Raw genomic sequence first — 22,312 nt, 5'->3', positions numbered from 1 at the left:
GTCCTCGCAGACGCTCAAGCAGGAATACCTCGATACATACGAGGGAGGTGAATGACATGATAGGCAAGAGCTATGCAAAGATAGCGATTGTTGGCTTTGTACTTTGTCTTGCAATGGTGCTATGTGCATCATTTGCGAGGTATAGGTCCGAGCAGTCGTTCATCGATGGCGCTGAAAATGGGTTTGGCATAGACGGGATGTATGTCAACGATGGCGCGACCAGGCCGTCTATGGCGATTCTTGCAGGCGAAGACATGGAATGGCAAATCTGTAATGACGATGGTTCTTGTATGAGTGGTCGTTTGGCCGCAACGAGCGACCCGAATTCGTTCGATCTTCTCGACAATGATGGAGCGGATTGCGGTTCTGTTCACCTTTCATATGCATCGCGAGACGGGATGGACGGCATCCTCTACGTCTCCCACGAAAATGGCAATTTCAAGATGCGCAGGACTAACCGGGTGCCGGCTTTTATCGAGGAGTGAGAGTTCCCGGCGGCCTGCCGATCAGACCGCCGGGGTATTGAACCCCGCATTCATCCGTACACACACGGATGAATGCGGGAAGTGTCCGGATGAAGTTGATAATCAAGGAAACAAAGCCGTTCTGCCTGGGACGGCATTGGCTTGGACTTTAACTACAACATCGCAATCGACACTTATCAGCTCGCGCAACGCGCATGGCCAAATCTCGGACGCTGGTGCATGGAGGACCTTCGAGATTTACTGGACATCCAAAACGACGACGCACACCGCGTGCTCGCCGACTGCGAAGACGAGATGGCTGTCTACAATGCGATCAGAAACGGCGTGAAGTCCGGAGAGCTTTCTGTGGAACCGCCGCACCGTCGCGCGAGCCGACCGGGCAACCCGGGCAATCTGGTCCCGACTCTCCCGGTCGTATTCCTACGATATCGCCCCTAAATCACCAACGTGTCAGATAAAGAATGATGCAATGATTATGATCAAGCATACGGCGGATGCGACGACTGCGCCTTTTTTCCTCTCCTTTAGTCCGACGAATAGGGTTGCCGTAAAGTAAAGGGCGGAAAGGCAGTCTATGGCAAGCAAAACGAGTTCCTTGGGCGGTTTCAGCAAAAGGTCGCTAGCAAAGAGTAATGCAAGCAGGGCAAAGCCGATTGTGGTCAAGTATCTCGATTGATTTTGCGACAGCATGGCAACCTCCTTTTAGAACATGCAAGTGAAAAGTCGGCACGATGTCATTGCGGTTGCAAACAAGCCGCCGCCAGGACCGGTTGTCACGAGACCGGCGATAACTTCAGCGGTGCCAGCAAGGTAGGGATCGCGCAGGCAAGACTCCTCCTTCACGTTCAGCTTGACCTTGTGAGGGACGGTGCGGTTATTTGCAAATCCGTGAGAATCGCACCACGCCTTGGAATATGAATCCGTGCAGCGTCCGCGCTCAAAAAGGGATATATCGTAATTTTCGTCGTAGTTGTCTCCGACGTAGATTTCGCTGCTCTCGGCGGGAGACCCCTCGTCGGCATAGGCTGCCGCAACGGGCACAAATGGTGTCATGACAAGGGAGAGGCAAAGAGCTGCTGAGACGATGGAGAGCAGGCATTTCTTCATGGCTGGCTCCTTAATCTGGCCTTTGATAGTTACTTGATGTCGCCTCCTTCCGCTTTATATCCGTTGTATTTGGCGTATTTCTTTAATAAGGCAAGAGGTTCTTCCTCTCCTTCGGATAAGCCGATGATGTTTCCTTGATCATCCAGTATGAATATGGACGGAATATGCTCAAGTTCATATTGGTCATACACGGTCTTATCTTAATCTATGTATATGGGAAAGTCTCCTTCATGGACCGAGGCTTCTTCAATTGTGCTGTCCTCGGAAACAGTGAAAAGGTTCTTCCTTAAGGCTGCGAAATTATCAAGTTGTTGCATATCTTCTATGAGAGATTCGCAGTGCTGACACCACGATGCCCAGAACATCAAGATATTTTCCTCATTAGGTTTTAGCTTGTTAAAATAATTCACGTTTCGGCCGAGGCTGAAATTTTGGCCCATTTTAATGGAAAAAGATGAGGGATAAGCATCGTGTTGCGGTTTGATATTGACGGCGATTAAGGCGGCGAAACACGTCAGAGTCGCCAGAGTCAGTAAAGCGATAACGCATTTTCTCGGTTTCCAGCTCATGACAGATCCCTCTCTCATGGTGAAACGCATACGTTTTGAAACGGGATACCGCTTCGATTCGTTCCGGACGCGGATGTGGACGTAACTGGTCTCGGTGCCAAGTGCGATTTCAGTGCTGTATATGACTTAACGGGAATGTCCGAGCAGTGTCGGAGTCTCCATCTGGATTGTTCCGACTGGAACATCAGCCCGAATACACTGCATAGCGACTCCAACAAGAACGTCCCCGGCGTAATCCTTTCCAAGGCCCGCGACGGCTATCTTCTTCCTCCTTTTCGAGAGGTTCGCAATCTTCATGCCGGCCTCTCTTGCCTTCTCGCCCGAATCCCCGTAGCCCTGCTCGGCCAGCCTCTCGAGGCTCTCCTTGGCGGCTTCAGCTTCCTTCCTGTTGCCCTTCTCGAGTATCGCGACGCTCGTCTTGTAGACCCTGTCCCTTCTGGATTCATCCAGGAACGCGGCATCTTCCAGATCCGCCATTTTCTCGCGCACGGCGCCGCAGTTCCAGCAGGTACCGCGCTTGAGGTTCACCGCACCGCAGCCGCACTGCCACCACCCGTCGTGTTCGGAATGGACGCCCGCGCATTTGAAGGTATCGGCCCCCATCTCGGAGAGCAGGACATCGCGTTCCGACTCCTCGACCCCGTTGAGTGCGAGTGGCGCGGGGCTATCGATGTCGATCGGGTCGCCGAAGGAGGTCTCGCCGTCCGCTCGGGTCACAACGGCACGCGAGCCGGTGATAACAGACAGCTTGATTCTCGCCGCCTTGGGCCTGAGCACCTCGCCGGCGGGCAGGTCGGCATCTAGGAGCGAGAAGTCGACGGTCTCCGTCTCCCCTCCCTCGCCCTCGAGCCCGACAGTGAACTCTATGCGGCTGATGGGTTTCGTCGATACGTTGACGATCTTTGTTTGGAGGAAGCAGGCTCCCGTCTCGGTGTCTCTGGAGACTTGGATGGCTAACATCCTGACAGGGCAAAGCTCCTGCCAGGAGGGGTTGGCGTCGCGGTAGGCTATCTTGTATTTCGACATTACTACACCTCGGGCAGGGCGTCTTCGTCCCTTTGTGCGCTGGGCGCCGGTGCCGCTCGGTCGGGCGGAGCGCAGACGATCAGGCCGACCATGAGCGCGGTGCCGAAAAGGCCGATGAACCAGAGGATTCCCGCGCCATTGGTGTAATGCCCCTTGGCCCTGGCAATCTTAACGAGCTCCGCTACGCCGCAGATGTTGGCGGCGATCGCCAAGAGAGGCAGGAAGAAGATTATCAGCTCCAGGCTTCTCATTTTTGGTCCCTTCTTCTCGACCGCCCGCCTCGACACCGGCGGTCCTCCGTAACTTCCGGTAACACCAATTCTGCTGTCCTCACCTGCGGATTTGTTGAGCAACAAATTCGATTGTGTGAGCGGTCGGTTAATCTGCGCAGACGTTGGGCTAATTACTCTTTGCCGCTGCGGCAAGTCCAGCGCAACCTTTTGGAATAGTCCTACGCTCAAGCCGTTTCTATTCACCCTGAGCGAAGGGAGTCGCATATGCATGCAGCGGCAATTAACCTTCGGGGGGGGGGGTATCTCCTAGAGGTATCCGCCTTCGTGGACAATCTATCATCGAGTACGTCCTGATTATCGCGGTCATCGGCCTGGTGATCGTGTTCGCGGGACCCAGCGTGGCCGGGGCCATCCGAAACCAGTTCAACCTGGTCGGCAACACGGTGAACAGCGGGGCGACCGGTGGCGTCGAGGACGGTGGAACATCCGGTGGCGGCTCCACAGGGGCCGATTCCGCGACCGTCCAGGCGGCCATCGCCAAGGACGCGAAGGACTGGACGCTCGGTGAGCAGAAGGCCGTGGCAGAGGACATCGCCACGAAGGGCAAGGCGTCTCCCGCCTACGCCAAGGCGAAGGCCGCCATGGATGCCGGCACCAAGTTCACGATGAAGCTCACCGATGGGAAGACGCTCGAATACCGCATCATCGGCATCAACCATGACGATTTGGCCGACGGCTCGGGCTAGGCGGGGCTGACGTTCCTCACCACCTCGACGGGTATTTCGCCCCGCATGAACGCCACCGACACCAACGCCGGTGGCTGGGAGAAGTCGGAGCTCCGTGCGAAGATGAACTCCGGCGAGATCTGGAGCCTCATGCCGCCCGATTTCCAGTCCAAGGTGAAGACCGTCAGGAAGCTCACGAACAACGTCGGCGGAATCGATAAGAACGCCGCCGTAACCGCGACCTCGGACAGGCTGTTCCTTCTCAGCTACTCCGAGATCGCGCCCTGCACCTCCCATTGGACCTCCGATTTCACTTCCCTTTGGGCCTCTGACTACCCCTGGAGTTCCTCCGAGGGTAGCCAGTACGAGGCCTTCAAGGGCAAGGTGACGAATAACGATAATCCCAACTCTGCCATTGCCATTAGCAGCTTATGGTGGGAGCGTTCGGTGTTACCGAAACTTTCTGCGTACTTCCTCGACGTCACCGGTACTGGCAGGCCGTCGCGTGGCGACGACGCGAGCGCTTCGCTTTGCGTCTGCCCCGCTTGGTGCTTCTAGCCTGTCTTCTAGCTTGTCTAGCGAAAAGCCTGCGCAACTTCGCGCGGGCTTTTCTTTTGGCGGTTACTCGAACGGTCTGATGTTCGTGGCACAGGTAGTCGGGTTGAGGGGAAATGGGGTTACACAGCGGCTCTCAGAGCGCCCGCCGCACTCCCCCGCCATTACCCTGCGGCGTCCTCGTATAGAGCCCATCCTGCTTGGCGTTTCGTTGCAACAGCCCACTTGTCCACCGATCAAGTGAACTACTGGAATAAATACAGCGACACGCTTGTCCGTTATAGTCGCTATATCTGTGTTAATCGCCGCGATAAATACAGCCTGTACTCGGCTGCATACCAGCTACGCGTATGTAGATTCATATCGCGTTAATAAATCGGCTCAAGCGTGTGCAAAACGCGCAAGTAGCCGCAAAAAGCGAGTATCGCGCAGGTAGATTTTTGACACCCTGTTGCTTACTTAAAATTAAGCAATTGCTTAAAACAAAAAAGGTCAGGCACTAGGTGCCTGACCTGCAAACTTCTGGTCGGGACGACTGGATTCGAACCAGCGACCCCTTGACCCCCAGTCAAGTGCGCTACCAAGCTGCGCCACGTCCCGAAGCTTTTGTTTGTTGCTCTGCTCTCGCTCGCAACAGGGAGTATATTAACCCGAAACTTTGGCCTTGCGCAAGAACTTTTTTAAATATTTTTGAGCAAGTCCAAAATTGTATCCGCGAGCTGGGGTTTTGTTAGTACGGGAAGTTCCTGTGTACCCGCTGTGCTCACAATCCAGGCCTTGTTGGTATCGGTTCCAAAGCCCGAATCGGCGCGCGAGACATCGTTGGCGATGATTGCATCGCAGCCCTTGCGGGCAAGTTTGCGCTCAGCGTACTCCACGACGTTATCGGTCTCGGCTGCAAATCCGATCACACGGCGCTCGCCCTTCTGGCGCGAGAGCTCAGCCAAAATATCGACCGTCTCGACCAGTTCGATGCGATCCAAGCGCTCGTTGGCCTTTTTGAGCTTATGGTCGGCAGGGGCCGCGGGTGTGTAGTCGGCGACGGCGGCCGCGCAAATGGCCGCATCGGCCGTCTGAAAGGCGTTTAACGCCGCCTGCAGCATCTCTGCGGCGGTCTGCACGCGCACGCACTCCACGCCGTGGGGAACGTCGAGCGATGTCGGTCCCAGCACGAGCGTGACGGCGACACCGCGACGTGCGGCCTCCCCCGCCAGGGCGATACCCATCTTGCCCGAAGAACGGTTGCCAATGAAGCGCACGGGGTCAATCGGCTCATGCGTGGGGCCGGCGGTAATGACGATGCGCTTGCCCGCCAGGTCTTGTTGCACGGGATTGAGCACCTCGCAGACGGCCTCGACGACTTCCTCGGGTTCGCTCATGCGCCCCGTGTCCACGTCGCCGCAGGCAAGGTAGCCACTGCCGGGTCCCACCACGTGGACGCCGCGCTCGCACAGCGTGGCCATATTGGCCTGCGTGGCCGACGCCTTCCACATGCCATTGTTCATGGCCGGCGCGATCACGACGGGCCGCGGTGTCGCAAGCAGCGTTGTGGAGATGAGGTCATCGGCGATGCCGTTGGCCATCTTGGCGATGATATTGGCCGTCGCGGGCGCCACGACCACCAAGTCGGGCTCCTGCGCCAGCGAGATATGGTGGATGGGGTCAGACGGGTCGTCGAATAGCCCAACCGCGACCGGCTCATTGGTGAGCGCGCGGAAGGTGAGCGGCCCCACAAACTCAGTGGCATGCTCGCTCATGACGACCTTGACGTGCGCGCCGCGCTTTTGGAGCAGGCGCACGATATTGCACGACTTATAGGCGGCGATCCCGCCGGTAATGCCCAGCAGGATCGTTTTTCCCTCAAGTTGCATTGAATTGTTGGGTGCCGCCATCGTTTAAGCTTCCTTGCTCGGGAGCACCAGCAGGCGGTGGCAGTACGGGCAGTGCGTAATCTCACTGCCGTCGTGGTTGAGGTCGCTCATGGACGATGCCTGCAGCGCGGTGTGGCAGACCGTGGGGATGTTGCCCTGGATGGTCTCGACGGCCAAGCCGCGGAACTGCTTGAGCAGACGCTCGTAGTCGGTGAGCACGTCGGCCGGCAGCGTGGCGGCCAGCGCGGTGCGCTCCTTAGTGGCGGCTTCGATCTGAGCCTGCAGGTCGGCAGCCTTGGCGCGGGCGGCCTTGGTATCGGCCTTCACGCCCTCTTCGAACTTGGCGATGATTGCCTGCGCGCGGGTCTCGCGGTCGAGCGCCTCTTTGTGGGCGACAACGACGTCCTTGCGGGTGTGCTCAATCTTGTCCAGACGCTTGGCCAGGGTAGCGAGCTCGTTCTCCAGGTCCTGAACCTCGCGATAGTCAGAGCCGTCGACATGGCGCTTCTTGGCGGCCTCGATGGCGTTATTGGTCTGGATCTCGGTGGTGTTGAGATCGTCGAGCTCAATATCCAGGTCCTTGCGTTGGGCGTAGAGCCTGGTCATTTCGGCCTTGAGCTTAACGTAGGTCTTGCGCTTGGAAGCGAGCTCCTTGAGCTCCGGCATATTGGCAAGTTCGCTCTTGTTGCGGGCGAGCTCCAAATCGATCTGTTGCAGCTTGAGTAGCGTAGCGCCGGCGCTCATAAGTTCTCTCCTTTTGTCACAGTCCACCATTGGCAAGGGTTCAGTATTTTAATCGCATGACGGGGGTCGGCCCCGGCGTCAACTGCAGAGTTCATCAATATATCAACGAACGGCTCCTCGGAGCGGTCGTGGCCGAGCAAGATCACCGGCAGCCCGCGCAAGGCAAGGTCTTGCGCCACGTGGTAGCCCGCCTCGCCCGTCACGACAACATCTGCGCCCGCGGCGATGGCGAGCTCTCCGAAGTCGCCCAGGGAGCCGCCCAAAATGGCGACGGTGCGGCACGGGCGATCAGCTTTGCCCCACACACGCGGGTCGCTGCCAAAGGCCGTGGCAGCACGGGTGGCAAGATCGCGCAGCGTGCACGGGTCGTTGAGCGTTGCAAGTGCGCCCAGGCCGGTGGCCTCGGGGTCGTCCACGTGCTCCAGTGAGCTCACGGGTGCGGCACCCAGCAGCTTGCTCAGGCAGACACGGGCTTCGTGCGAGCGGTCCAGGTTGGTGTGGAGCGAGATAATGCTCACCCCGCAGCGGGCAGCCTCGTAGAGGGCCGTACTGCACTGGGGTCGTGTGGCATCCGCCGGACAAAAGGCCTCGGGTGCCTTGATGTATATGGGATGATGCGTCAGCAGCACGTTGGCGCTTGCTTCTTGGGCGCGGCGAACATTAGCCTCAGTCGCATCGAGTGCGCAGGCAACGCCGGTGATCTCCGCGGCCGGATCGCCAACGGAGAGTCCTACGTGGTCCCAGGGCTCGGTGTCCGTCTTGGGATAGCGTGCCAGTAGCGCGCGCTCGAGCTCGGCGACGATCATGCGGCACCTGCGATCGAGAGCAGCGTCTGGGCAAACTCGTCCAGATCGTCCGGATTCACGCGGTCGTCAAAGGAAATGCGCAGTGCACCTAGTGCCTGCTCGCGACCAATGCCCATGGCGCTGAGCACATGGCTCGGGTCCATGCTGCCGCTCGAGCACGCCGAGCCGGCCGAAACCTCAAAGCCGGCGGCATCGAGCTTGACGATGAGCTCCTCGGAGTCCATGCCATCAACGTAGATCGACACCATGCCCGGCAGGCGATCGGCCTGTGCGTAGTCGCCCATGGTGGCATGAATACGCGGATGAGCCGTAAGCGTGGCGTAGAGCTTGTCGGAAAGGGCTTGCAGCTTCGCGCGCTCCTGAGCCACATGGGGCGTCAGAGATGAGGCGGCGGCGGCAAAGGCGAGCTGCGTTCGCAGGTCTTGCGTGCCGGCACGACGACCGGCCTCCTGTCCGCCGCCAAAGATGCGCGGGCGCAGCGGCGTGCGGCTCTTAAGGTAGAGTGCGCCAGATGCCACGGGACCGCCAATCTTGTGGGCTGCGACGGACATGGCGTCGACGCCCAGCTCGGTGACATCGAGCGGAATATGCAGATACCCCTGGATGGCATCGGTGTGGAACAGGGCGCCAACGGTATGCGTGGCCGCGGCAAGCTCGCGGATGGGCTGCACCACGCCGGTCTCGTTGTTGGCGACCATAATGCTCACGAGCGCCACGTCGTCGCCTAGCAGCTCGACAAGCGTGGCAGGCTCAATGTAGCCCATGCGGCAGGGCTTCACCAGGTCGACGGTAAAGCCGGCGGCACGCAGCAACGGCAGGTTGTCCAGAATCGAATCGTGCTCGATGGCCGAAACGATTACACGATTGCGCTTGCGATCGCGCTGACGAGCGCCCTCGGCAAGACCGAGCAGCGCCAGCTGGTTGGCTTCGGTGCCGCCGTTGGTCAGTACAATCTCGGACGGGCGGACGCGCGCGCCAAAGCTGCGGGCGATCTCGCGACGTGCAACCTCCAGACGCGTGGCAGCCTTGCGGCCGAGCGAATGCAGCGAGTTGGGGTTGACGCCGGCAAGCTCGCTGTCGTCGTATTCGCGCTGCGCAAGGAGCGCCTCGGCGCGCATGGGCGTCGAGGCGGCATAGTCAAGATTCACGGGTATGCGGTTTTGACCTGCGGTCATAAGGGTTTATGCCTCCTGTGCGGCCTCGTTGCCCAGCTTCTGCAGCAGCGCAACCTCGGCAGCGGGATCTTCGGACTTAAATACGGCAGAACCGGCCACGAGCACGTTGGCGCCGGCCTTGACGACCTCGACAATGTTCTTGGAAGAAATGCCACCGTCGACCTCGATGAGGGGCGAAACGCCGTGACGCTCGCACATGGCCCTGAGCTCGTGGAGCTTAGCGATGGTGCCTGGGATAAAGCTCTGACCGCCAAAGCCCGGGTTCACGCTCATGAGCAGCACCATATCGACGACGTCGATGATGCTCTCGAGCACGCACACGGGGGTGGCGGGGTTGAGCACCACGCCGGCCTTAACGCCGCGCTGCTGTAGATGGGTGAGCGTGCGGTGCAGGTGCGTGGAAGCCTCGTAGTGGACGGTGATCATGTCGGCACCGGCGTCGGCGTACCAATCGACCGTCTCGTCGGGGTTCGACACCATGAGGTGCGCGTCGACCGGTACATTGGTGGAGCGCTTGACGGCCTTGAGGATGTCAACGCCAAAGGTGAGGTTGCCGGTAAAGTGGCCGTCCATGACGTCGAAGTGCACGTAGTCGGCGCCGGCGATCTTGTCGAGTTCGCCCTTGAGGTTGGCCATGTCGGCCGAGAGGACGGACGGAGCGATTTTAATGGAACCCATGGTAGTAGCCTTTCTGCGCTAGTCGGTGAGTCCGTAGAACTCTTGAGAGGGGACGCGATCGGTAAGAATCTCGAGCGCCCTATCCAAAGTAACACCGTTGTAGAGCGTTTGCTCCACGGCAAAGGTGAGCGGAATGTCTACGCCCAGTGAACGGGCAAGCTCACTGACGCTGCGGGCCGCGACGGCGCCCTCGACCACCATATGCGTACGTGCCTGGTACTCGTCGAGCGAGACGCCGTGGGCAAACTCGTAGCCAAAGGTGCGGTTGCGCGAATGCTCGGAGGTGCAGGTGGCAATGAGGTCACCCATGCCGGCGAGCCCCATGCAGGTCATGGCTTGACCGCCGCGGGCGTGCACCAGTCGGCTGATCTCGGCCAGGCCGCGCGTCATGATGAGGGCAAGCGTATTGTCACCCGCGCCCGAGCCGGCGGAGATGCCGCACACGATGGCGATGACGTTTTTCATGGCGCCGCAAACCTCGACGCCGGTCATGTCCTGCGACAGGTAGATGCGGAAGGCCGTGGATAGGAGCAGGTCCTTAAAGGTCTCCCCTACCTGCGGATCTTTGCTGGCGATGACGGCGGCAGAAAGCCCGCCGCGGCAGATCTCCTCGGCATGGTTGGGGCCCGAGAGCGCCGCGACACGCGACTCTTTGCCGATCTCACTGGCGATGACCTCGCTCATAAGCAGGCCGGATTCGGGCTCAATGCCCTTGGTGAGGCAGAGCACCGGGGTATCGGAGCCGATAAAGGGCGCGGCCTGGTGACACACGTCGCGCAGGTGCGTGGAAGGCACGGCAAAGATTAGCGCATCGGCACCGTCGAGCGCTCGGGCGAGCTCAGTCGTTGCTACCACGTTGTCCGGCAGCTCGTATCCCACCAGATAGCGCGGGTTGCGGTGCTCGCCGTTAATGCCGGCGGCCGTCTGCTCGCTGTGGGCCCACATGGTCACGCGCTCGGCTCGCGCGGCGGCAAGGCCGGCGACGGCGGTTCCCCAGGAGCCGGAGCCAATCAGCGCAACATTCATGACTCTCTCCTACTTATCGTCGGGCTCGGTGACGCGCTTGGTAAACGAGAGCTTGGACTCCTTACCGGCCATGAGCTTTTGGATATTCGAGCGATGGGCCCACACCACGGTGATGCCGATCATCGCCATGCATAACTTGAGGCCCAGGCTGCTGTACGGAAAGACCGCGCAAGCAGCGATAGGAAGTCCGATGGCCGCGGCAAGCGAACCCACTGACACATACTTGGTGATGGCGACGGCCACGATAAACATGCCCAGCAGCGACAGGCCAATAGGCCAGTACCAGGCGAGGATCACGCCCAGACCAACGGCGATACCCTTGCCGCCATGGAAGTTGAGGTAGGGCGAGAAGATATGGCCCCATACAGCTGCCAGGCAAATGACGCCGAGCATCCAGTCGCCGGGGGCTCCAGGCGCCATGATGCTCGGCGGAAAACCATAGCCAAAGTCGGCGATGAGCGGACGGGCGATAAGGACGCAGATGGCGCCCTTAAGGCAGTCGAGCAGCAGCGTGAGTGCGGCCACCTTGGGGCCGGCCACGCGCAGCGCGTTGGTGGTGCCGATGTTGCCGGAGCCCGCCTTGCGAATGTCCGTGTGGTTGAACACACGGCCCAAGATCAGGCCAAACGGAATCGCCCCGATAAAGAACGAGACCACGGCGCAGATGGAGGTCAGCAGAATCGGATTATGCATCCTTCTGTTCCTTCTTCCTAAAGAAGAGTCGAATGGGCGTGCCGGCAAAGTCGAAGGTCGAGCGCATGCGGTTCTCTACATAGCGCTGGTAGGTGTCGTTGACCAGGTCGCTGTGGTTGACGAAAAACGTGAACGTCGGCGGGTTGACGCCCGTCTGGGTCACGTAGTGCATGCGCAGGCGGCGCTTGCCGTCCACCACGGTGTGGCCGAACTCGCGCAGGTCGGTGAGGAAGGTGTTGAGGCGCGAGGTAGTGATCTTTTGCGAGCGCGTCTTTTCGGCGGCGTCGACCATTGCCCAGATCTTCTCCACGCTGCGGCCGGTCAGGGCCGAGATGCGCAGATACTGGGCCCAGGGAGCCATGACGCCCAGACGGCGGTCGACGGTCTCCATGCAGGCCTCGCGCTTGCGGTCGTCGTCGAGCAGGTCCCACTTGTTGAGCAGCACAACGATGGCGCAGCCGCGCTCGATGGCCAAGCCCATGACCTTTTGGTCCTGCTCGGTGACGCCCACGGAGGCGTCGACGACGAGTAGCGCCACGTCGGCGCGGTCGATGGCGCGCAGGCCACGGACCATGGAGTAGTACTCGATGTTTTCGTACACGGTGCTCTTCTTACGGATGCCCGCGGTATCGACCATGCGGTAGTGCTTGCCGTTGCGCTCGACGACCGTGTCGATGGCGTCGCGCGTTGTGCCGGCGATGTTCGAGACGATGGAGCGGTCGGCGCCCAGGATGCGGTTGAACAGCGAGGACTTACCGGCGTTGGGGCGGCCGATGATGGCCACGTTCAGCGCATCGGGGAACTCGTCGGCGACCTCGTCCTCTTCTTCCGGAAGCAGGGCCACGATATCGTCGAGCAGGTCGCCCGTGCCATGGCCATGCAGGGCCGAGAGCGGCGTGGGCTCGCCGATGCCGAGCGAATAGAACTCCCAGATGCTGTCGTTCTCGCGATCGGGGTTGTCGAGCTTGTTCACCAGCAGAAAGACCGGCTTGTCGCAGCGCTTGAGCATGCGGGCGACCGACTCGTCCTCCTCGGTGACACCGGTGCGGCCGTCGACCACAAACAGGATGACGGCGGCTTCCTCGGCGGCGGCGAGCGCCTGGTCGCGGATGGACGTTGCAAAGACATCGTCGCTCTTGAGCGGCTCGATACCGCCCGTGTCGACGATGGTGAACTCGCGGCCGTTCCAATCGGCCGTGTGATACGAGCGGTCGCGCGTGACGCCGCGGGACTCGTGGACGATGGCGTCCGAGGTCTGGGCCAGGCGGTTAACGAGCGTGGACTTGCCCACGTTGGGGCGTCCGACGACGGCGACGATAGGTTTCATCTGCTCTCCTTTAATGGGTAGGGTCAGCGGAATTAGTAGAGTCGGCAGGCACAATGCAAAGGATATGCTCCAGGGTATCGAGCAGCTCATGCGGCATGGTCGATACCACATGAACCTCGGCGCCGCGACTGGTAAGGCTTGCGAGTAAATCGTCACGATGATACTCGTCAAGCGTCATGCCGTCAGCGTTGAACATGAGCTTAGGCACAAAGAGCATAACCCCCGACAGATCTTGGGGCAGCTGCTCCAAGATGTCACACGCGACGATGAGGCCGGTCACGTCCACGTTGCCGCCAAAGTAGCGGTTCTTGATGGCCGTGACAGTGCCGGCGAGTCCCTGGGGCGACTCCACAAAGCGGGCCACCGTGTCGCGTGCGCTGGCGCCCGAGAGGCACAGCAAATGCTGGCTGCGGGCGGCGATGGCCTCGCGGACGCGGGCCAGACGCTCGGTATAGGCGGCAAGCACGTCGTCGGTCTCGTCTAGATACGAGCGGATCATGCCGATGCCGTCGTAGTACTGCGGGTAACCGTCGTAAAAGTCTGCCTCTGGAGGATCGATGCCGGCGTCCAGATAGAACTCGTCGCTCATCTGGAAGGTGTGGCGGCCAAAGCGCTCATAGGCGCGGTCCTGGAACGGTCGGATCATGGCAATGGTCTCGCGCGCCAGTTCGGGCTTGTCGCTGTATGACCAGCTAAAGCGGTTTTGGTGTTTGGTAAAACCGAGCGGCACAATGCCCAGGCTTGTGATTTGCTCGTGCTCCTCGCAAAAGCGCAGGGTCTTTTCCAGCTCCTCGCCGTCGTTCATGCCGGGGCACAACACGATCTGCGCGTGAATCTCGATGCCGGCGGCCATGATGGTCTCGAGTACGTCCATGCCTCGCTGGGCGTTACGGCCCATCATACGACGGCGGACGTCGGGGCTCACAGCGTGGACCGACACGTTCATGGGACTCATGTTGCGCTGGATGACGTTTTGCACGTCCTCGTCGGTGAGGTTCGTAAGCGTGACAAAGTTGCCTTGCAAAAAGCTTAGGCGATAGTCGTCGTCGCGAATATAGAGCGTGGAGCGGCCGCCCTTGGGGAGCATGGTCATAAAGCAGAACACGCAGGCGTTGACGCAGGTACGCATGCCGTCGAAGATGGGGCCATCGAACTCCAAACCCCAATCCTCGCCGGGAAAGCGGTCGAGCTCGACGGGGGTGACGGTGCCGTCGCGCGGGTCGAAAACCTCGAGGTCGACGGTATCATCGTCGGCCTCCCAGAGCCATACGATCATGTCGGTGAGCGCCTCACCGTTGACCGTGAGCACGCGCATGCCCGGCTCGATACCCACATCCCACGCGGGCGATTCGGGACGCACGTTCTTTACGAGCGCGCCCTCACCCGGCTCGGGGTCGCGGCTGCGCCCGTAATCGGCCACCTCGGCGGCGTATGCGGGTACGGTCTGGTCCATGGTTAGCGGCAAAGCTCCTTGATGCGCTCGACGGCGCGCTCGATGTGTTCTTGCGGGGTGGAGGCTCCGGCGGTGATGCCGATGTGGTGAGCGTCGGTAAACCACGCGGCTTGGAGCTCAGAAGCTTCCTCGATGTGATACGTGCGCTCGCAGGCGTCTGCGCAAATCTGCGCCAGGCGGCGGGTGTTGCCCGAGTTCTTGCCGCCCACGATGACCATGCAGTCGCAGCGGTTGGCAAGTGTGGCTGCTGCCTGTTGACGCTCACTCGTGGCGGCGCAGATGGTGTTGATCACGCGCAGCTCCTGCACGCGCGGGGTGATAGCAGCCACGACCTCGGCCAAGTTCTGCGCAGTCTGGGTGGTCTGCACAACCAAGCCCACTTTACCCTTGAGCGACAGCGCGTCCGCATCGGCAGCGCAGCTCACGACCTGCGCGTCATCGCCGGCGTGGCCCAGGATGCCCTCGACTTCGGGGTGGCCCGGCTCGCCCACGACGATCACGCGGTAGCCCTCGCGCACCAGGCGCTCGGCCGCCACGTGGACCTTCTTCACGTAGGGGCAGGTGGCGTCGACGACGTTAAGGCCACGCTCGCGAGCGGCATCAATGACCTGCGGCACCACGCCGTGGGCGCGGATGATCACAGTGCCCGACGTGGCGTCGTCCAAGGTGTCGGCCAGACCGACGCCTGCCTCGGCGAGCTCGCGTACCACGATCGGGTTATGGATGAGCGGACCCAAGGTATGGACCTGAGTGCACTCCCCTGCCTGCGGCGCAGCGGCCAGCGCCATATCGAGCGCACGCTGTACGCCGTAGCAGGTGCCGGCGTGGGCAGCGATTTCGATAGTGGGGGCGTCTGCCTTGCCGGGCACAGCCTCGGCGGTGTTCATGACTTCCTCGTCCATGGCTAGAACCTGCCCGGGTGCTCGGCGCACAGGTCATCACGCATGGCGTAGACGCGACTCATGGCTTCGGACTCAAACCAGGCTAGGCGCTCCTTGCGCTTGAGCTCGGCAGGCGCGTCGGAAAGCGAAATTGACTTGCCGGCGCGGATCCAGCACTTTTTGGGGCGCATGATCTTTTTGCCCGCAGGCGTAATATCGGACCAGCCGCAGATGGCGAGCGGGTTGACGGGTGCCTTACCCATCTGGGCGATGAGCGCAAAGCCGCCGTGGACCTCGGGCTTGATCTCGCGCGAGCGGATGCGCGTACCCTCGGGGAAGATCAGGACGTCCTCGCCGCGTTGCAGCGCATGCTGGGCGGCGCGCAGGCACTTCATATCGGCAGTACCACGCTCCACGGGGATGCCGCCAACGCGGCTAAAGGCCCAGCGCACAATCTTGCTCTTGGCGAACTCGGACTTAAAGATGGGACGAATGCGGCGCCCCCCAAAGAACAGCGCCGTCTCCACGGCCAAGAGCTCGGCCATCGAGGTGTGGTTGCAGATGACCACGCTGCCGCGGCCGTCCTGGCGCTCAAACAGCAGATCGGCATCTTCGACCTTCCAACGCCACATGAGCTTGGAGAAGGCCCAAAGGATGGCCATGACTACGACGACGGTACCGCGGATGAGCGCCGGGAACTCGGCGTAGGGGGCGTTGTAATAGTCCTCGGGCGTCTGCTTAAACAGGCGCATGGGCTACCTCCTTTGGTTGATGAGGCCCTCGATAATGCGGACGACCTCGTCGATGGTATGGGCGGTGGAGTCGACGTGCACGGCGTCCTCGGCGGGAACGAGCGGCGCGACCTCGCGGCTGCTGTCGAGTTTATCGCGCTGTTTGAGGGCGTCGAGGGTCTCGTCGACCTCGGCCTCGAGCTGCTCGGTGGTGAGCGGCTGGGCGTCGTTCTGGTGGCGCTGCAGCACGCGGCGGCGGGCGCGCTCGCGCGGGTCAGCGGTCAGGAAGACCTTGACTTGCGCGTTGGGGAACACGACGGTTCCGATGTCGCGACCCTCGGCCACGATATCGCGGTCCTCTGCGGCGCGGCGCTGATGGATGAGCATGGCCGCGCGCACGCCCGGGTAGGCCGAGACCTTGGACACGTTGGCGTCGACCTGCGGGGTGCGAATGGCAGCCGAGGCGTCCTTGCCGTCAATGGTCAGGCGCGTGTCTTCGCCAGTTCCGTTGGTAAAGCGGATTTCGATCTGCTCGGCGAGGGCGTCGATGGCCGCCTCGTCGTCCAGGTCGATGCCGCGGTCGAGCGCGGCGAACGTGACGGCGCGATACATGGCTCCCGTATCGAGCTTGTTAAAGCCCAGCTGGCGGGCGATCTCCTTGGCGATGGTGGACTTGCCGGAACCGGCGGGGCCGTCGATGGCGACGATCATGCAATGCTTCCTTTCGGTGGTTGACGTGCTGGTATGGTTCGCGGGCGTTGGGGCGCGGCGGGTTGCCTAGCCTGTGTAGCGCTCGCGGTAGGTGTTGCGCTTGGGTGCGGAGCCGTGGCTGCCGTGGTGACGCGTGCGGCTGGCGGGCGTGTCTTGGGGCTTGCCGCCGTTGCGCTTGGCGCTCGCCTGCTTGGGCGGGATGCCGCCGCTTTTAAGGATCTGCACCTCGCGGTCGGTGAGCTCGCGCCACGAGCCCTTGGCCACGCCCTCGAGCTCAAGGCCGGCAAAGTTGCAGCGGTGCAGGCGGATCACAGGATGGTGAATCTTGCCCAGCATGCGCTTGACCTGGTTTTTACGACCCTCGCGGATTATGACCTCCACGGCGGTGGTGCCGGGTTTGACGCCCTGGGGAGCTACGGCCTCGGCCTCGCGCGCGTTGATGACGCGGCAGATCGCCGGCTGGCACAGGCCGTCGTCGAGCTCGATGCCGCTGCGGAGTGGTTCCAAGTCGCGGTCGGACAGCCGTCCGTCCACGAGCGCCTGGTAGGTCTTGTAGACGTGCTTGCTGGGGTGCAGCAGATCCTGCGACATGTCGCCGTCGGTGGTAAAGAGCAAAAGGCCCGTGGTGTCGCGGTCCAGGCGGCCCACTGGAAACAGGCCCGGAAAGCGGTCGCGCGGGACCAGGTCGGCCACGCAAGGGCGCTCCTGCGGGTCGCTCATGGTGGTGAGGTAGCCGGTCGGCTTGTAGAGCATCAAGTACACGGCGCCCTGGTTGAGCTTGACGGGCATGCCGTCGACCTCGATGTGATCGTGGTCGACATCGACCTTGGTGCCCAGCTCGGTCGCGACCTCGCCGTTGACGGTCACGCGGCCGGCGGTCATTAGGTCCTCCGAGCCACGGCGGCTCGCCACGCCCGCGCGCGCCAAAAAGCGCTGCAGGCGCATGGTGTGCGGATAGACGGGCTGGGCGTCGGTGGCGGGTACTGCGTTACCCATGGCGCGCGTCTCCCCTACTTCGTTAGTCCTCGTCATGCAAATCCTCCGAGGTCTCGTCGACGACCAGGGTTTCCAAGTCCTTGACTGCCTCAACATCTTCAACATCGGTATCGAGCAGTTCGCGCTCTTCGTCCAGGTCATCGGCCTGCTCCTCGAGCGTGGACTGAATGCTGCGGCCGCTCAGGCGCTCGCGGATAAACTGACGCGATTGCTCGTCGGGGGCAAACTGCTCCAGGTCGGGCAGGTCGCGGGTGGAGCGCAGACCGAACTTTTCCAAGAAGGCGTTGGTCGTGCCGTAGATGATGGCTTGACCTCGCTGGGGGTCGCGGCCGAGCTCGCGCACTAGACCTTTGTCGACGAGCGACGCGATGACGCCGTCGGAATTGACGCCGCGGATGCCCTTGACCACCTCGCGCGTCACGGGCTGGTGGTATGCGATGACGGCCAGTGTTTCGAGCGCGGCCTGCGACAGCTTTTGCGTGTCCCAGCTCAACACATAGGCCTCGACCACGTCGTGGTAGGCGGGGTGCGTAAACAGGCGCCAGCCGCCGGCGACCTCACGCAGCTGAAAGCCACGGTTGGCCTCCTCGTACTCAACCTTGAGCTCGGCGAGCAGCGATGCGCACTCGCCGGGGGCGATATCCAGTGCGCCGGCGAGCGCGGGCGCACTCACCGGGTCGCTCGACACCAGCAGCATCGCCTCGAGGGCGCCTTTGAGGCTGTTTGCCTCCAGCGTTGAAAGGGTTGACATGGTTGCTGCTCCTATTCGGTGAGCTCGGGGCCCTCGCCGGGCACGTATGCCTCGGCGCCCTCGACGCGGTTGATTTGAATAGTTCCAAAGATCTCGTCCTGGCTCAGTGTAAGAGAGCCGCGCTTGGCGAGCTCGAGCATGGCCAGGAAGGTGACGACAAGCTGTTCGGTGGTGGCATCGCCGTCCAACAGCTCGCGGAAGGTGCAGGTTTGGTGAGCCATGGTAAAGCGATCGACCGAGGCCACCGTCAGGTCGAGCGGCACGCGATGCGGTGCCACGTGCTCGGCTTCCAGCAGGAAAGTCTGGCGCTTGCCGTCCAGGTCGGCGCAGATGACGGCGAGGCCGCGCAGGGTAATGCCGGCCAGGTAGTCGGGCATAAGGCCCAAGAACTCGGGGTCGGGGCCGGCCACGCGCGGATGCATGCGGCTTTCGGCCTGCATGCGGGCGCCAAGGGCTGCCGCCGCGCCCTTAAACTGCTTGTAGGCAATCAGGCGCTGGATCAGGACCTCGCGTAGGGCGTCGCCGTCGAGCGCGCTGAGTTCCTCGAGGTCATCGTCGTCATCGTCATCGTCGTCTGTCTTGCGCGGGGCCTCCTGGGGCACCAGCGAGGCGGCCTTGATGTCCAAAAGAGTTGCCGCGACCAGCAGAAAGTCGCTCGCCACGTCCAGGTCCAGCGCCTCGATGCGCTCCACCTCGGCAAGGTACTGCTCGGCCACCTCGCTGATGGAGATGGCGCCGATATCTACTTTTTGTCGGGTTACCAGCTGCAGCAGCAGGTCGAAAGGTCCGCTGTAGACCTGCGTCGACACGCGATACGACATCTTCGACCTCCTTTGACGGCGCCTTCGCGGCGCGGTTTGGGTGCATGTTACGACCGTTTTGCACGGTCGACCTGTAAGTTTACCTTAGATGCCGGCGATTGCGAAGTTGAGCAGCTGCTCAGCAAGTGGATACACGGTAACGTCGAAATAGCGGCCAATCACGTCGAGTCCTGTCCACATGGGCAGCAGGTACAGCACGATGATAAGGATCGGCATGGCGTATTGCTGCAGGCGGTAGTAGTTGGCGAGCGCCTTGCCTTTGAGGAACGGCACGATGATCGACGAGCCGTCGAGCGGCGGGATCGGGATGAGGTTAAAAAACGCGAGTGACAGGTTGACCACGATAAACGTGGCGCCGAAGTTCATGATCTGTGACGCCGTGGCAAAGGACATGCCGGTATAGAGGCTGCCATATGCCGCGTGCATGAGGGCGGCCGCGAGGCACGCGAGTGCGATGTTCGACGCGGGGCCGGCCACGCTCACCAGGACCTCGTCGCGTTTGGGGTGCTTGAGGTTGTTGAGGTAGACGGGCACGGGTTTGGCGAAGGCGAATACCGGGCCGCCGGCCGCGAGCATGAGCAGCGGCAGGATGATGGTGCCAAACAGGTCGATATGGTTAAGCGGGTTGAGCGACACGCGGCCGCGCGAACGGGCCGTTTTGTCGCCGAGCGCCCAGGCCGCGGCGGCGTGTGCGCTCTCGTGGATCACGATGCCCACGATGACGGCAACGGCGCTGGCGAGCAGGTTCATGAGGTAGCTGCTGGACATGGCGCTCCCCTAGCGGACGCGACGCGAGGCGCGCGTGAGCAGGTAATCGGCCACAAACAAAATGACGGCCACGATAGCGTAATCCAGGCGGAACACACCGCCAAAGGGCGACGTGATGACGCCATAGCCGGCGATGGCGCTTGGCAGTGCGCGTGAAAGCTCAACGACGAAGCCCACAATCTGCAGCTTGGCAGTGAGGCCGCTAAAGCACAGCAGCACGGTCATCGCGCTCATAAAGATGCCGCAGATGCGACAAGCAATGGCGATGATGCTCATCGCCACGGCAGCGGCCTTACGAGAATTCACGCGCGGTCTCCTCTTCGATTTGGGTGGAAAGCTCCAGCCATTCGTCCTCGAGCTTGGGCAGCTCTTGCTTAAGCCCGTTATATTCCCCCAGCGCGGCGTTGAACTTGTCTTGATCGGCATAAAGCTCTTCGCTCGCCATCAATTCCATAAGCTCGTCATAGCGGGCGCGCTTTTTGTCGAGCTCCGTCTCGATCTTCTTGAGCTGGTTACGCACGCCCTTGAGCTTTTTGTTGAGCGCAGCGCGGGCTTGGGCCTCGGCGCGCTTTTGCTCCTTGGTCTTTTTGCCCTCGGCAGGCTTGGGGGCGGCGACGGGGGTGTCGGCCTGGGCGGCGCTGGCCTTGGCGGACTTGGTCGTGGCCGGCGCGCTCTCCGTGGACGCCTCGGCGGCGGCGCGGGCTGCGAGGTCCTCGCGCTTGTAGAGGTAGTAGTCGTAATCGCCGTCGTAGACCGTGACTTTGCCGTCGCGGATATCGATGACGCGGTTGGCCACGGCGCGCACCAGGTGCTCGTCGTGGCTGATCAGCACGATGGTGCCGGGGAAGTTTTGCAGGGCGTTCTCGAGCATGTCCACCGAGTCGATGTCTAGGTGGTTGGTGGGCTCGTCCAGGCACAGGAGCGCCTCGGGTGCTACGAGCATCTTGGCGAGCGCCAGACGCGCCTTTTCGCCGCCGGAGAGGACGCGAACCTGCTTTTCGATTGCGTCGTTGTCGCTAAACAGGAAGGCGCCCAGCAGGCTGCGCTGCTGCGGCACGGTCCACTTGGGCGTGACGGTGTCAATCTCTTGCAGGACGGTATTGGACTCGGTCATGCCCTCGAGTGCGTGCTGGGCGTAGTAGGCTACGCCTACGTTGGTGCCCAGGTCCCGGGTGCCGGTGGTGGGCGGCTCCAGTCCGGCGATGATCTTCATGAGCGTGGACTTGCCGGCGCCGTTGGGGCCGACGAGCGCCACGTGCTCGCCGCGGTAGAGCTTGAGGTCGATATCGCTGTAGATGTGTTTGTTGCCGTAGGACTTGGAGACGCCCTCCAGGCCCACGACCATATCGCCGGAGCGCGGTGGGTCAGGGAACTTAAAGTCGATGTGCTTGTGGCCCTCGGGTAGGATGACAAGCTCCTTTTTGATCTGCTCGATCTTGCGGATGCGCTCCTGGGCCTGGGCTGCCTTGGTGGGCTTGTAGCGGAACTTGTCGACGAAGACCTGCATGTGGGCGATGTCGCGCTCCTGGGCGGCGCGCTTGGCGCGCATCTGCTCAAGGTTGTCCTCGCGCTGCTTGAGGTAGCTGCTGTAGTTGCCGGTGTAAGTGGTCACGCGACGATTTTCGAGTGCGGCGACGTGGTCGACGCAAGCGTCCATGAAGGCGCGGTCGTGGCTGACGATGAGGACGGCGCCGTCATAGTTGGCTATAAAGCCGCGCAGCCACTGGACGCTTTCGAGGTCCAGGTGGTTAGTGGGCTCGTCCAGAAGCAGCAGGTCGGGATGGCGCAGGAAGAGCTTGGCGAGCGCGATGCGCATCTGCCAGCCGCCCGAGAACTCGGAGCACGGGCGCTCAAAGTCGGTGACCTTAAAGCCAAGGCCGGACAGGATCTTGCGGGCGTTGCTCTCGAGCTCGTAGCCGCCCAGGTGCTCAAAGCGGTCCTGGACCTGGCCGTACTCGTTAAGGAGCGCGTCAACGTCCTTGCCCTGTTCGGAGAGCTCAGTGATCTGGGCCTGCAGCTCGTTGGCGCGCTCGCCCATGCGGCGGATTTCCTTGGCGGCGGCCATGACCTCAGCGAGGATGGTGGTGTCCTTTTGTTCCAGATTAGTTTCCTGCTCTAGGTAGCCCACCTGGCAGTCCTTTGCGTACTGGACCTGGCCGGAGTCGGGACTGTCGATGCCC

Annotated in this window: 27 protein-coding genes and 1 tRNA gene; 4 read left to right on the top strand and 24 right to left on the bottom strand. The window is 61.6% G+C overall.

What is annotated here, in order from left to right:
- Nucleotides 1–56: 56 nt before the first annotated feature.
- Together DXC99_RS04545 and DXC99_RS04540 are read left to right on the top strand one after the other, a co-directional pair.
- Entirely contained in the window at nucleotides 57–485 is a 429-nt protein-coding gene (locus tag DXC99_RS04545) for a hypothetical protein (protein WP_117629398.1), read from the top strand.
- Between the two features lie 141 nt (nucleotides 486–626).
- Nucleotides 627–923, top strand: a complete 297-nt coding sequence (locus DXC99_RS04540; RefSeq protein WP_117629397.1) for a hypothetical protein — start codon at nucleotides 627–629, stop codon at nucleotides 921–923.
- Nucleotides 924–935: 12 nt separating this feature from the next.
- On the opposite strand, the gene DXC99_RS04535 is transcribed toward DXC99_RS04540, so the two are convergent.
- From DXC99_RS04535 to DXC99_RS04515, 5 genes are all read right to left on the bottom strand, one after another.
- Nucleotides 936–1,175, bottom strand: coding sequence for a hypothetical protein (locus DXC99_RS04535; RefSeq protein WP_117629396.1), 240 nt, complete (start codon nucleotides 1,173–1,175; stop codon nucleotides 936–938).
- Between the two features lie 12 nt (nucleotides 1,176–1,187).
- A complete protein-coding gene (locus DXC99_RS04530; RefSeq protein ID WP_117629395.1) occupies nucleotides 1,188–1,592 on the bottom strand; it encodes a hypothetical protein in 405 nt (134 codons plus the stop codon).
- Between the two features lie 200 nt (nucleotides 1,593–1,792).
- On the bottom strand, nucleotides 1,793–2,161 hold the full coding sequence (locus DXC99_RS04525) for a hypothetical protein (RefSeq protein ID WP_117629394.1): 369 nt from the start codon (nucleotides 2,159–2,161) through the stop codon (nucleotides 1,793–1,795).
- A 126-nt stretch (nucleotides 2,162–2,287) separates the two neighbouring features.
- Nucleotides 2,288–3,187: a hypothetical protein gene (locus DXC99_RS04520; RefSeq protein WP_117629393.1), complete on the bottom strand. Its 900-nt coding sequence runs from the start codon at nucleotides 3,185–3,187 to the stop codon at nucleotides 2,288–2,290.
- A gap of 2 nt (nucleotides 3,188–3,189) precedes the next feature.
- The gene (locus DXC99_RS04515) at nucleotides 3,190–3,438 is read right to left on the bottom strand and encodes a hypothetical protein (protein ID WP_117629392.1); all 249 of its coding nucleotides are present in this window, start codon (nucleotides 3,436–3,438) and stop codon (nucleotides 3,190–3,192) included.
- A gap of 380 nt (nucleotides 3,439–3,818) precedes the next feature.
- Here DXC99_RS04515 and DXC99_RS04510 point away from each other — a divergent pair, with 380 nt between their 5' ends.
- Both DXC99_RS04510 and DXC99_RS04505 read left to right on the top strand, forming a co-directional pair.
- A complete protein-coding gene (locus DXC99_RS04510) occupies nucleotides 3,819–4,166 on the top strand; it encodes a hypothetical protein (protein ID WP_147325200.1) in 348 nt (115 codons plus the stop codon).
- 6 nt (nucleotides 4,167–4,172) lie between these two features.
- A complete protein-coding gene (locus DXC99_RS04505) occupies nucleotides 4,173–4,703 on the top strand; it encodes a DUF6273 domain-containing protein (RefSeq protein ID WP_255413151.1) in 531 nt (176 codons plus the stop codon).
- 520 nt (nucleotides 4,704–5,223) lie between these two features.
- Here DXC99_RS04505 and DXC99_RS04500 read toward each other — a convergent pair.
- The 19 genes from DXC99_RS04500 to DXC99_RS04410 all read right to left on the bottom strand — a co-directional run.
- Nucleotides 5,224–5,300, bottom strand: a tRNA-Pro gene (locus DXC99_RS04500).
- Between the two features lie 80 nt (nucleotides 5,301–5,380).
- Nucleotides 5,381–6,592, bottom strand: a complete 1,212-nt coding sequence (gene coaBC / locus DXC99_RS04495; RefSeq protein WP_233505670.1) for a bifunctional phosphopantothenoylcysteine decarboxylase/phosphopantothenate--cysteine ligase CoaBC — start codon at nucleotides 6,590–6,592, stop codon at nucleotides 5,381–5,383.
- Between the two features lie 3 nt (nucleotides 6,593–6,595).
- Complete coding sequence (locus DXC99_RS04490; RefSeq protein WP_117583172.1) at nucleotides 6,596–7,315, bottom strand: zinc ribbon domain-containing protein; 720 nt, start codon at nucleotides 7,313–7,315, stop codon at nucleotides 6,596–6,598.
- Complete coding sequence (locus tag DXC99_RS04485) at nucleotides 7,312–8,121, bottom strand: Nif3-like dinuclear metal center hexameric protein (protein WP_117629389.1); 810 nt, start codon at nucleotides 8,119–8,121, stop codon at nucleotides 7,312–7,314. Before DXC99_RS04485 ends, DXC99_RS04490 begins: the two co-directional genes overlap by 4 nt.
- Nucleotides 8,118–9,296, bottom strand: a complete 1,179-nt coding sequence (locus DXC99_RS04480) for a cysteine desulfurase family protein (protein ID WP_117629388.1) — start codon at nucleotides 9,294–9,296, stop codon at nucleotides 8,118–8,120. Before DXC99_RS04480 ends, DXC99_RS04485 begins: the two co-directional genes overlap by 4 nt.
- 6 nt (nucleotides 9,297–9,302) lie before the next feature.
- On the bottom strand, nucleotides 9,303–9,974 hold the full coding sequence (rpe, locus tag DXC99_RS04475; RefSeq protein WP_117583169.1) for a ribulose-phosphate 3-epimerase: 672 nt from the start codon (nucleotides 9,972–9,974) through the stop codon (nucleotides 9,303–9,305).
- Between the two features lie 18 nt (nucleotides 9,975–9,992).
- The gene (locus tag DXC99_RS04470) at nucleotides 9,993–11,000 is read right to left on the bottom strand and encodes an NAD(P)H-dependent glycerol-3-phosphate dehydrogenase (protein WP_117629387.1); all 1,008 of its coding nucleotides are present in this window, start codon (nucleotides 10,998–11,000) and stop codon (nucleotides 9,993–9,995) included.
- 9 nt (nucleotides 11,001–11,009) lie between these two features.
- Nucleotides 11,010–11,693 carry a glycerol-3-phosphate 1-O-acyltransferase PlsY gene (plsY, locus tag DXC99_RS04465; RefSeq protein ID WP_117629386.1) on the bottom strand — a complete coding sequence of 228 codons (684 nt, stop codon included), beginning with the start codon at nucleotides 11,691–11,693 and terminating at the stop codon, nucleotides 11,010–11,012.
- Entirely contained in the window at nucleotides 11,686–13,020 is a 1,335-nt protein-coding gene (gene der, locus DXC99_RS04460) for a ribosome biogenesis GTPase Der (RefSeq protein ID WP_117629385.1), read from the bottom strand. The genes plsY and der overlap by 8 nt, the downstream gene beginning before the upstream one ends.
- 10 nt (nucleotides 13,021–13,030) lie before the next feature.
- Nucleotides 13,031–14,473: a DUF512 domain-containing protein gene (locus DXC99_RS04455; protein ID WP_117629384.1), complete on the bottom strand. Its 1,443-nt coding sequence runs from the start codon at nucleotides 14,471–14,473 to the stop codon at nucleotides 13,031–13,033.
- 2 nt (nucleotides 14,474–14,475) lie between these two features.
- Nucleotides 14,476–15,375 (bottom strand): 4-hydroxy-3-methylbut-2-enyl diphosphate reductase, encoded by a 900-nt coding sequence (locus tag DXC99_RS04450; RefSeq protein ID WP_233505669.1) that lies wholly within the window; start codon nucleotides 15,373–15,375, stop codon nucleotides 14,476–14,478.
- Nucleotides 15,376–15,377: 2 nt separating this feature from the next.
- Entirely contained in the window at nucleotides 15,378–16,106 is a 729-nt protein-coding gene (locus DXC99_RS04445; RefSeq protein WP_117629382.1) for a lysophospholipid acyltransferase family protein, read from the bottom strand.
- A 3-nt stretch (nucleotides 16,107–16,109) separates the two neighbouring features.
- On the bottom strand, nucleotides 16,110–16,796 hold the full coding sequence (gene cmk / locus DXC99_RS04440) for a (d)CMP kinase (RefSeq protein WP_117629381.1): 687 nt from the start codon (nucleotides 16,794–16,796) through the stop codon (nucleotides 16,110–16,112).
- A 66-nt stretch (nucleotides 16,797–16,862) separates the two neighbouring features.
- Entirely contained in the window at nucleotides 16,863–17,792 is a 930-nt protein-coding gene (locus tag DXC99_RS04435; protein WP_117629380.1) for a pseudouridine synthase, read from the bottom strand.
- A gap of 22 nt (nucleotides 17,793–17,814) precedes the next feature.
- Nucleotides 17,815–18,543 carry an SMC-Scp complex subunit ScpB gene (gene scpB / locus DXC99_RS04430; RefSeq protein ID WP_117629379.1) on the bottom strand — a complete coding sequence of 243 codons (729 nt, stop codon included), beginning with the start codon at nucleotides 18,541–18,543 and terminating at the stop codon, nucleotides 17,815–17,817.
- An 11-nt stretch (nucleotides 18,544–18,554) separates the two neighbouring features.
- A complete protein-coding gene (locus DXC99_RS04425; protein WP_117629378.1) occupies nucleotides 18,555–19,364 on the bottom strand; it encodes a ScpA family protein in 810 nt (269 codons plus the stop codon).
- An 84-nt stretch (nucleotides 19,365–19,448) separates the two neighbouring features.
- Entirely contained in the window at nucleotides 19,449–20,132 is a 684-nt protein-coding gene (locus DXC99_RS04420; protein WP_117629377.1) for a site-2 protease family protein, read from the bottom strand.
- Between the two features lie 9 nt (nucleotides 20,133–20,141).
- The gene (locus DXC99_RS04415; protein ID WP_164473297.1) at nucleotides 20,142–20,438 is read right to left on the bottom strand and encodes a hypothetical protein; all 297 of its coding nucleotides are present in this window, start codon (nucleotides 20,436–20,438) and stop codon (nucleotides 20,142–20,144) included.
- On the bottom strand, nucleotides 20,425–22,312 hold a 1,888-nt coding region (locus DXC99_RS04410), incomplete at its 5' end, for an ABC-F family ATP-binding cassette domain-containing protein (protein ID WP_147329333.1). The genes DXC99_RS04410 and DXC99_RS04415, both read right to left, overlap by 14 nt.

This window comes from Collinsella sp. TF10-11AT, assembly GCF_003437565.1.
In the GTDB taxonomy this organism is placed as follows: domain Bacteria; phylum Actinomycetota; class Coriobacteriia; order Coriobacteriales; family Coriobacteriaceae; genus Collinsella.
The sequence above is the reverse complement of the archived record's forward strand: the minus strand, read 5'-3'. Positions and strand labels throughout refer to the sequence as shown.

Excerpts from the sequence above, each read along its gene's own strand:
- DXC99_RS04530 (WP_117629395.1), bottom strand. The coding sequence starts at position 1,592 with ATGAAGAAATGCCTGCTCTCCATCGTCTCAGCAGCTCTTTGCCTCTCC.
- DXC99_RS04485 (WP_117629389.1), bottom strand. The coding sequence starts at position 8,121 with ATGATCGTCGCCGAGCTCGAGCGCGCGCTACTGGCACGCTATCCCAAG.
- rpe (WP_117583169.1), bottom strand. The coding sequence starts at position 9,974 with ATGGGTTCCATTAAAATCGCTCCGTCCGTCCTCTCGGCCGACATGGCC.
- DXC99_RS04535 (WP_117629396.1), bottom strand. The coding sequence starts at position 1,175 with ATGCTGTCGCAAAATCAATCGAGATACTTGACCACAATCGGCTTTGCC.
- DXC99_RS04515 (WP_117629392.1), bottom strand. The coding sequence starts at position 3,438 with ATGAGAAGCCTGGAGCTGATAATCTTCTTCCTGCCTCTCTTGGCGATC.
- cmk (WP_117629381.1), bottom strand. The coding sequence starts at position 16,796 with ATGATCGTCGCCATCGACGGCCCCGCCGGTTCCGGCAAGTCCACCATC.
- der (WP_117629385.1), bottom strand. The coding sequence starts at position 13,020 with ATGAAACCTATCGTCGCCGTCGTCGGACGCCCCAACGTGGGCAAGTCC.
- DXC99_RS04420 (WP_117629377.1), bottom strand. The coding sequence starts at position 20,132 with ATGTCCAGCAGCTACCTCATGAACCTGCTCGCCAGCGCCGTTGCCGTC.
- DXC99_RS04525 (WP_117629394.1), bottom strand. The coding sequence starts at position 2,161 with ATGAGCTGGAAACCGAGAAAATGCGTTATCGCTTTACTGACTCTGGCG.
- scpB (WP_117629379.1), bottom strand. The coding sequence starts at position 18,543 with ATGTCAACCCTTTCAACGCTGGAGGCAAACAGCCTCAAAGGCGCCCTC.
- DXC99_RS04450 (WP_233505669.1), bottom strand. The coding sequence starts at position 15,375 with ATGGACGAGGAAGTCATGAACACCGCCGAGGCTGTGCCCGGCAAGGCA.
- DXC99_RS04470 (WP_117629387.1), bottom strand. The coding sequence starts at position 11,000 with ATGAATGTTGCGCTGATTGGCTCCGGCTCCTGGGGAACCGCCGTCGCC.
- DXC99_RS04520 (WP_117629393.1), bottom strand. The coding sequence starts at position 3,187 with ATGTCGAAATACAAGATAGCCTACCGCGACGCCAACCCCTCCTGGCAG.
- DXC99_RS04455 (WP_117629384.1), bottom strand. The coding sequence starts at position 14,473 with ATGGACCAGACCGTACCCGCATACGCCGCCGAGGTGGCCGATTACGGG.
- DXC99_RS04445 (WP_117629382.1), bottom strand. The coding sequence starts at position 16,106 with ATGCGCCTGTTTAAGCAGACGCCCGAGGACTATTACAACGCCCCCTAC.
- DXC99_RS04425 (WP_117629378.1), bottom strand. The coding sequence starts at position 19,364 with ATGTCGTATCGCGTGTCGACGCAGGTCTACAGCGGACCTTTCGACCTG.
- coaBC (WP_233505670.1), bottom strand. The coding sequence starts at position 6,592 with ATGGCGGCACCCAACAATTCAATGCAACTTGAGGGAAAAACGATCCTG.
- plsY (WP_117629386.1), bottom strand. The coding sequence starts at position 11,693 with ATGCATAATCCGATTCTGCTGACCTCCATCTGCGCCGTGGTCTCGTTC.
- DXC99_RS04480 (WP_117629388.1), bottom strand. The coding sequence starts at position 9,296 with ATGACCGCAGGTCAAAACCGCATACCCGTGAATCTTGACTATGCCGCC.
- DXC99_RS04545 (WP_117629398.1), top strand. The coding sequence starts at position 57 with ATGATAGGCAAGAGCTATGCAAAGATAGCGATTGTTGGCTTTGTACTT.
- DXC99_RS04490 (WP_117583172.1), bottom strand. The coding sequence starts at position 7,315 with ATGAGCGCCGGCGCTACGCTACTCAAGCTGCAACAGATCGATTTGGAG.
- DXC99_RS04435 (WP_117629380.1), bottom strand. The coding sequence starts at position 17,792 with ATGGGTAACGCAGTACCCGCCACCGACGCCCAGCCCGTCTATCCGCAC.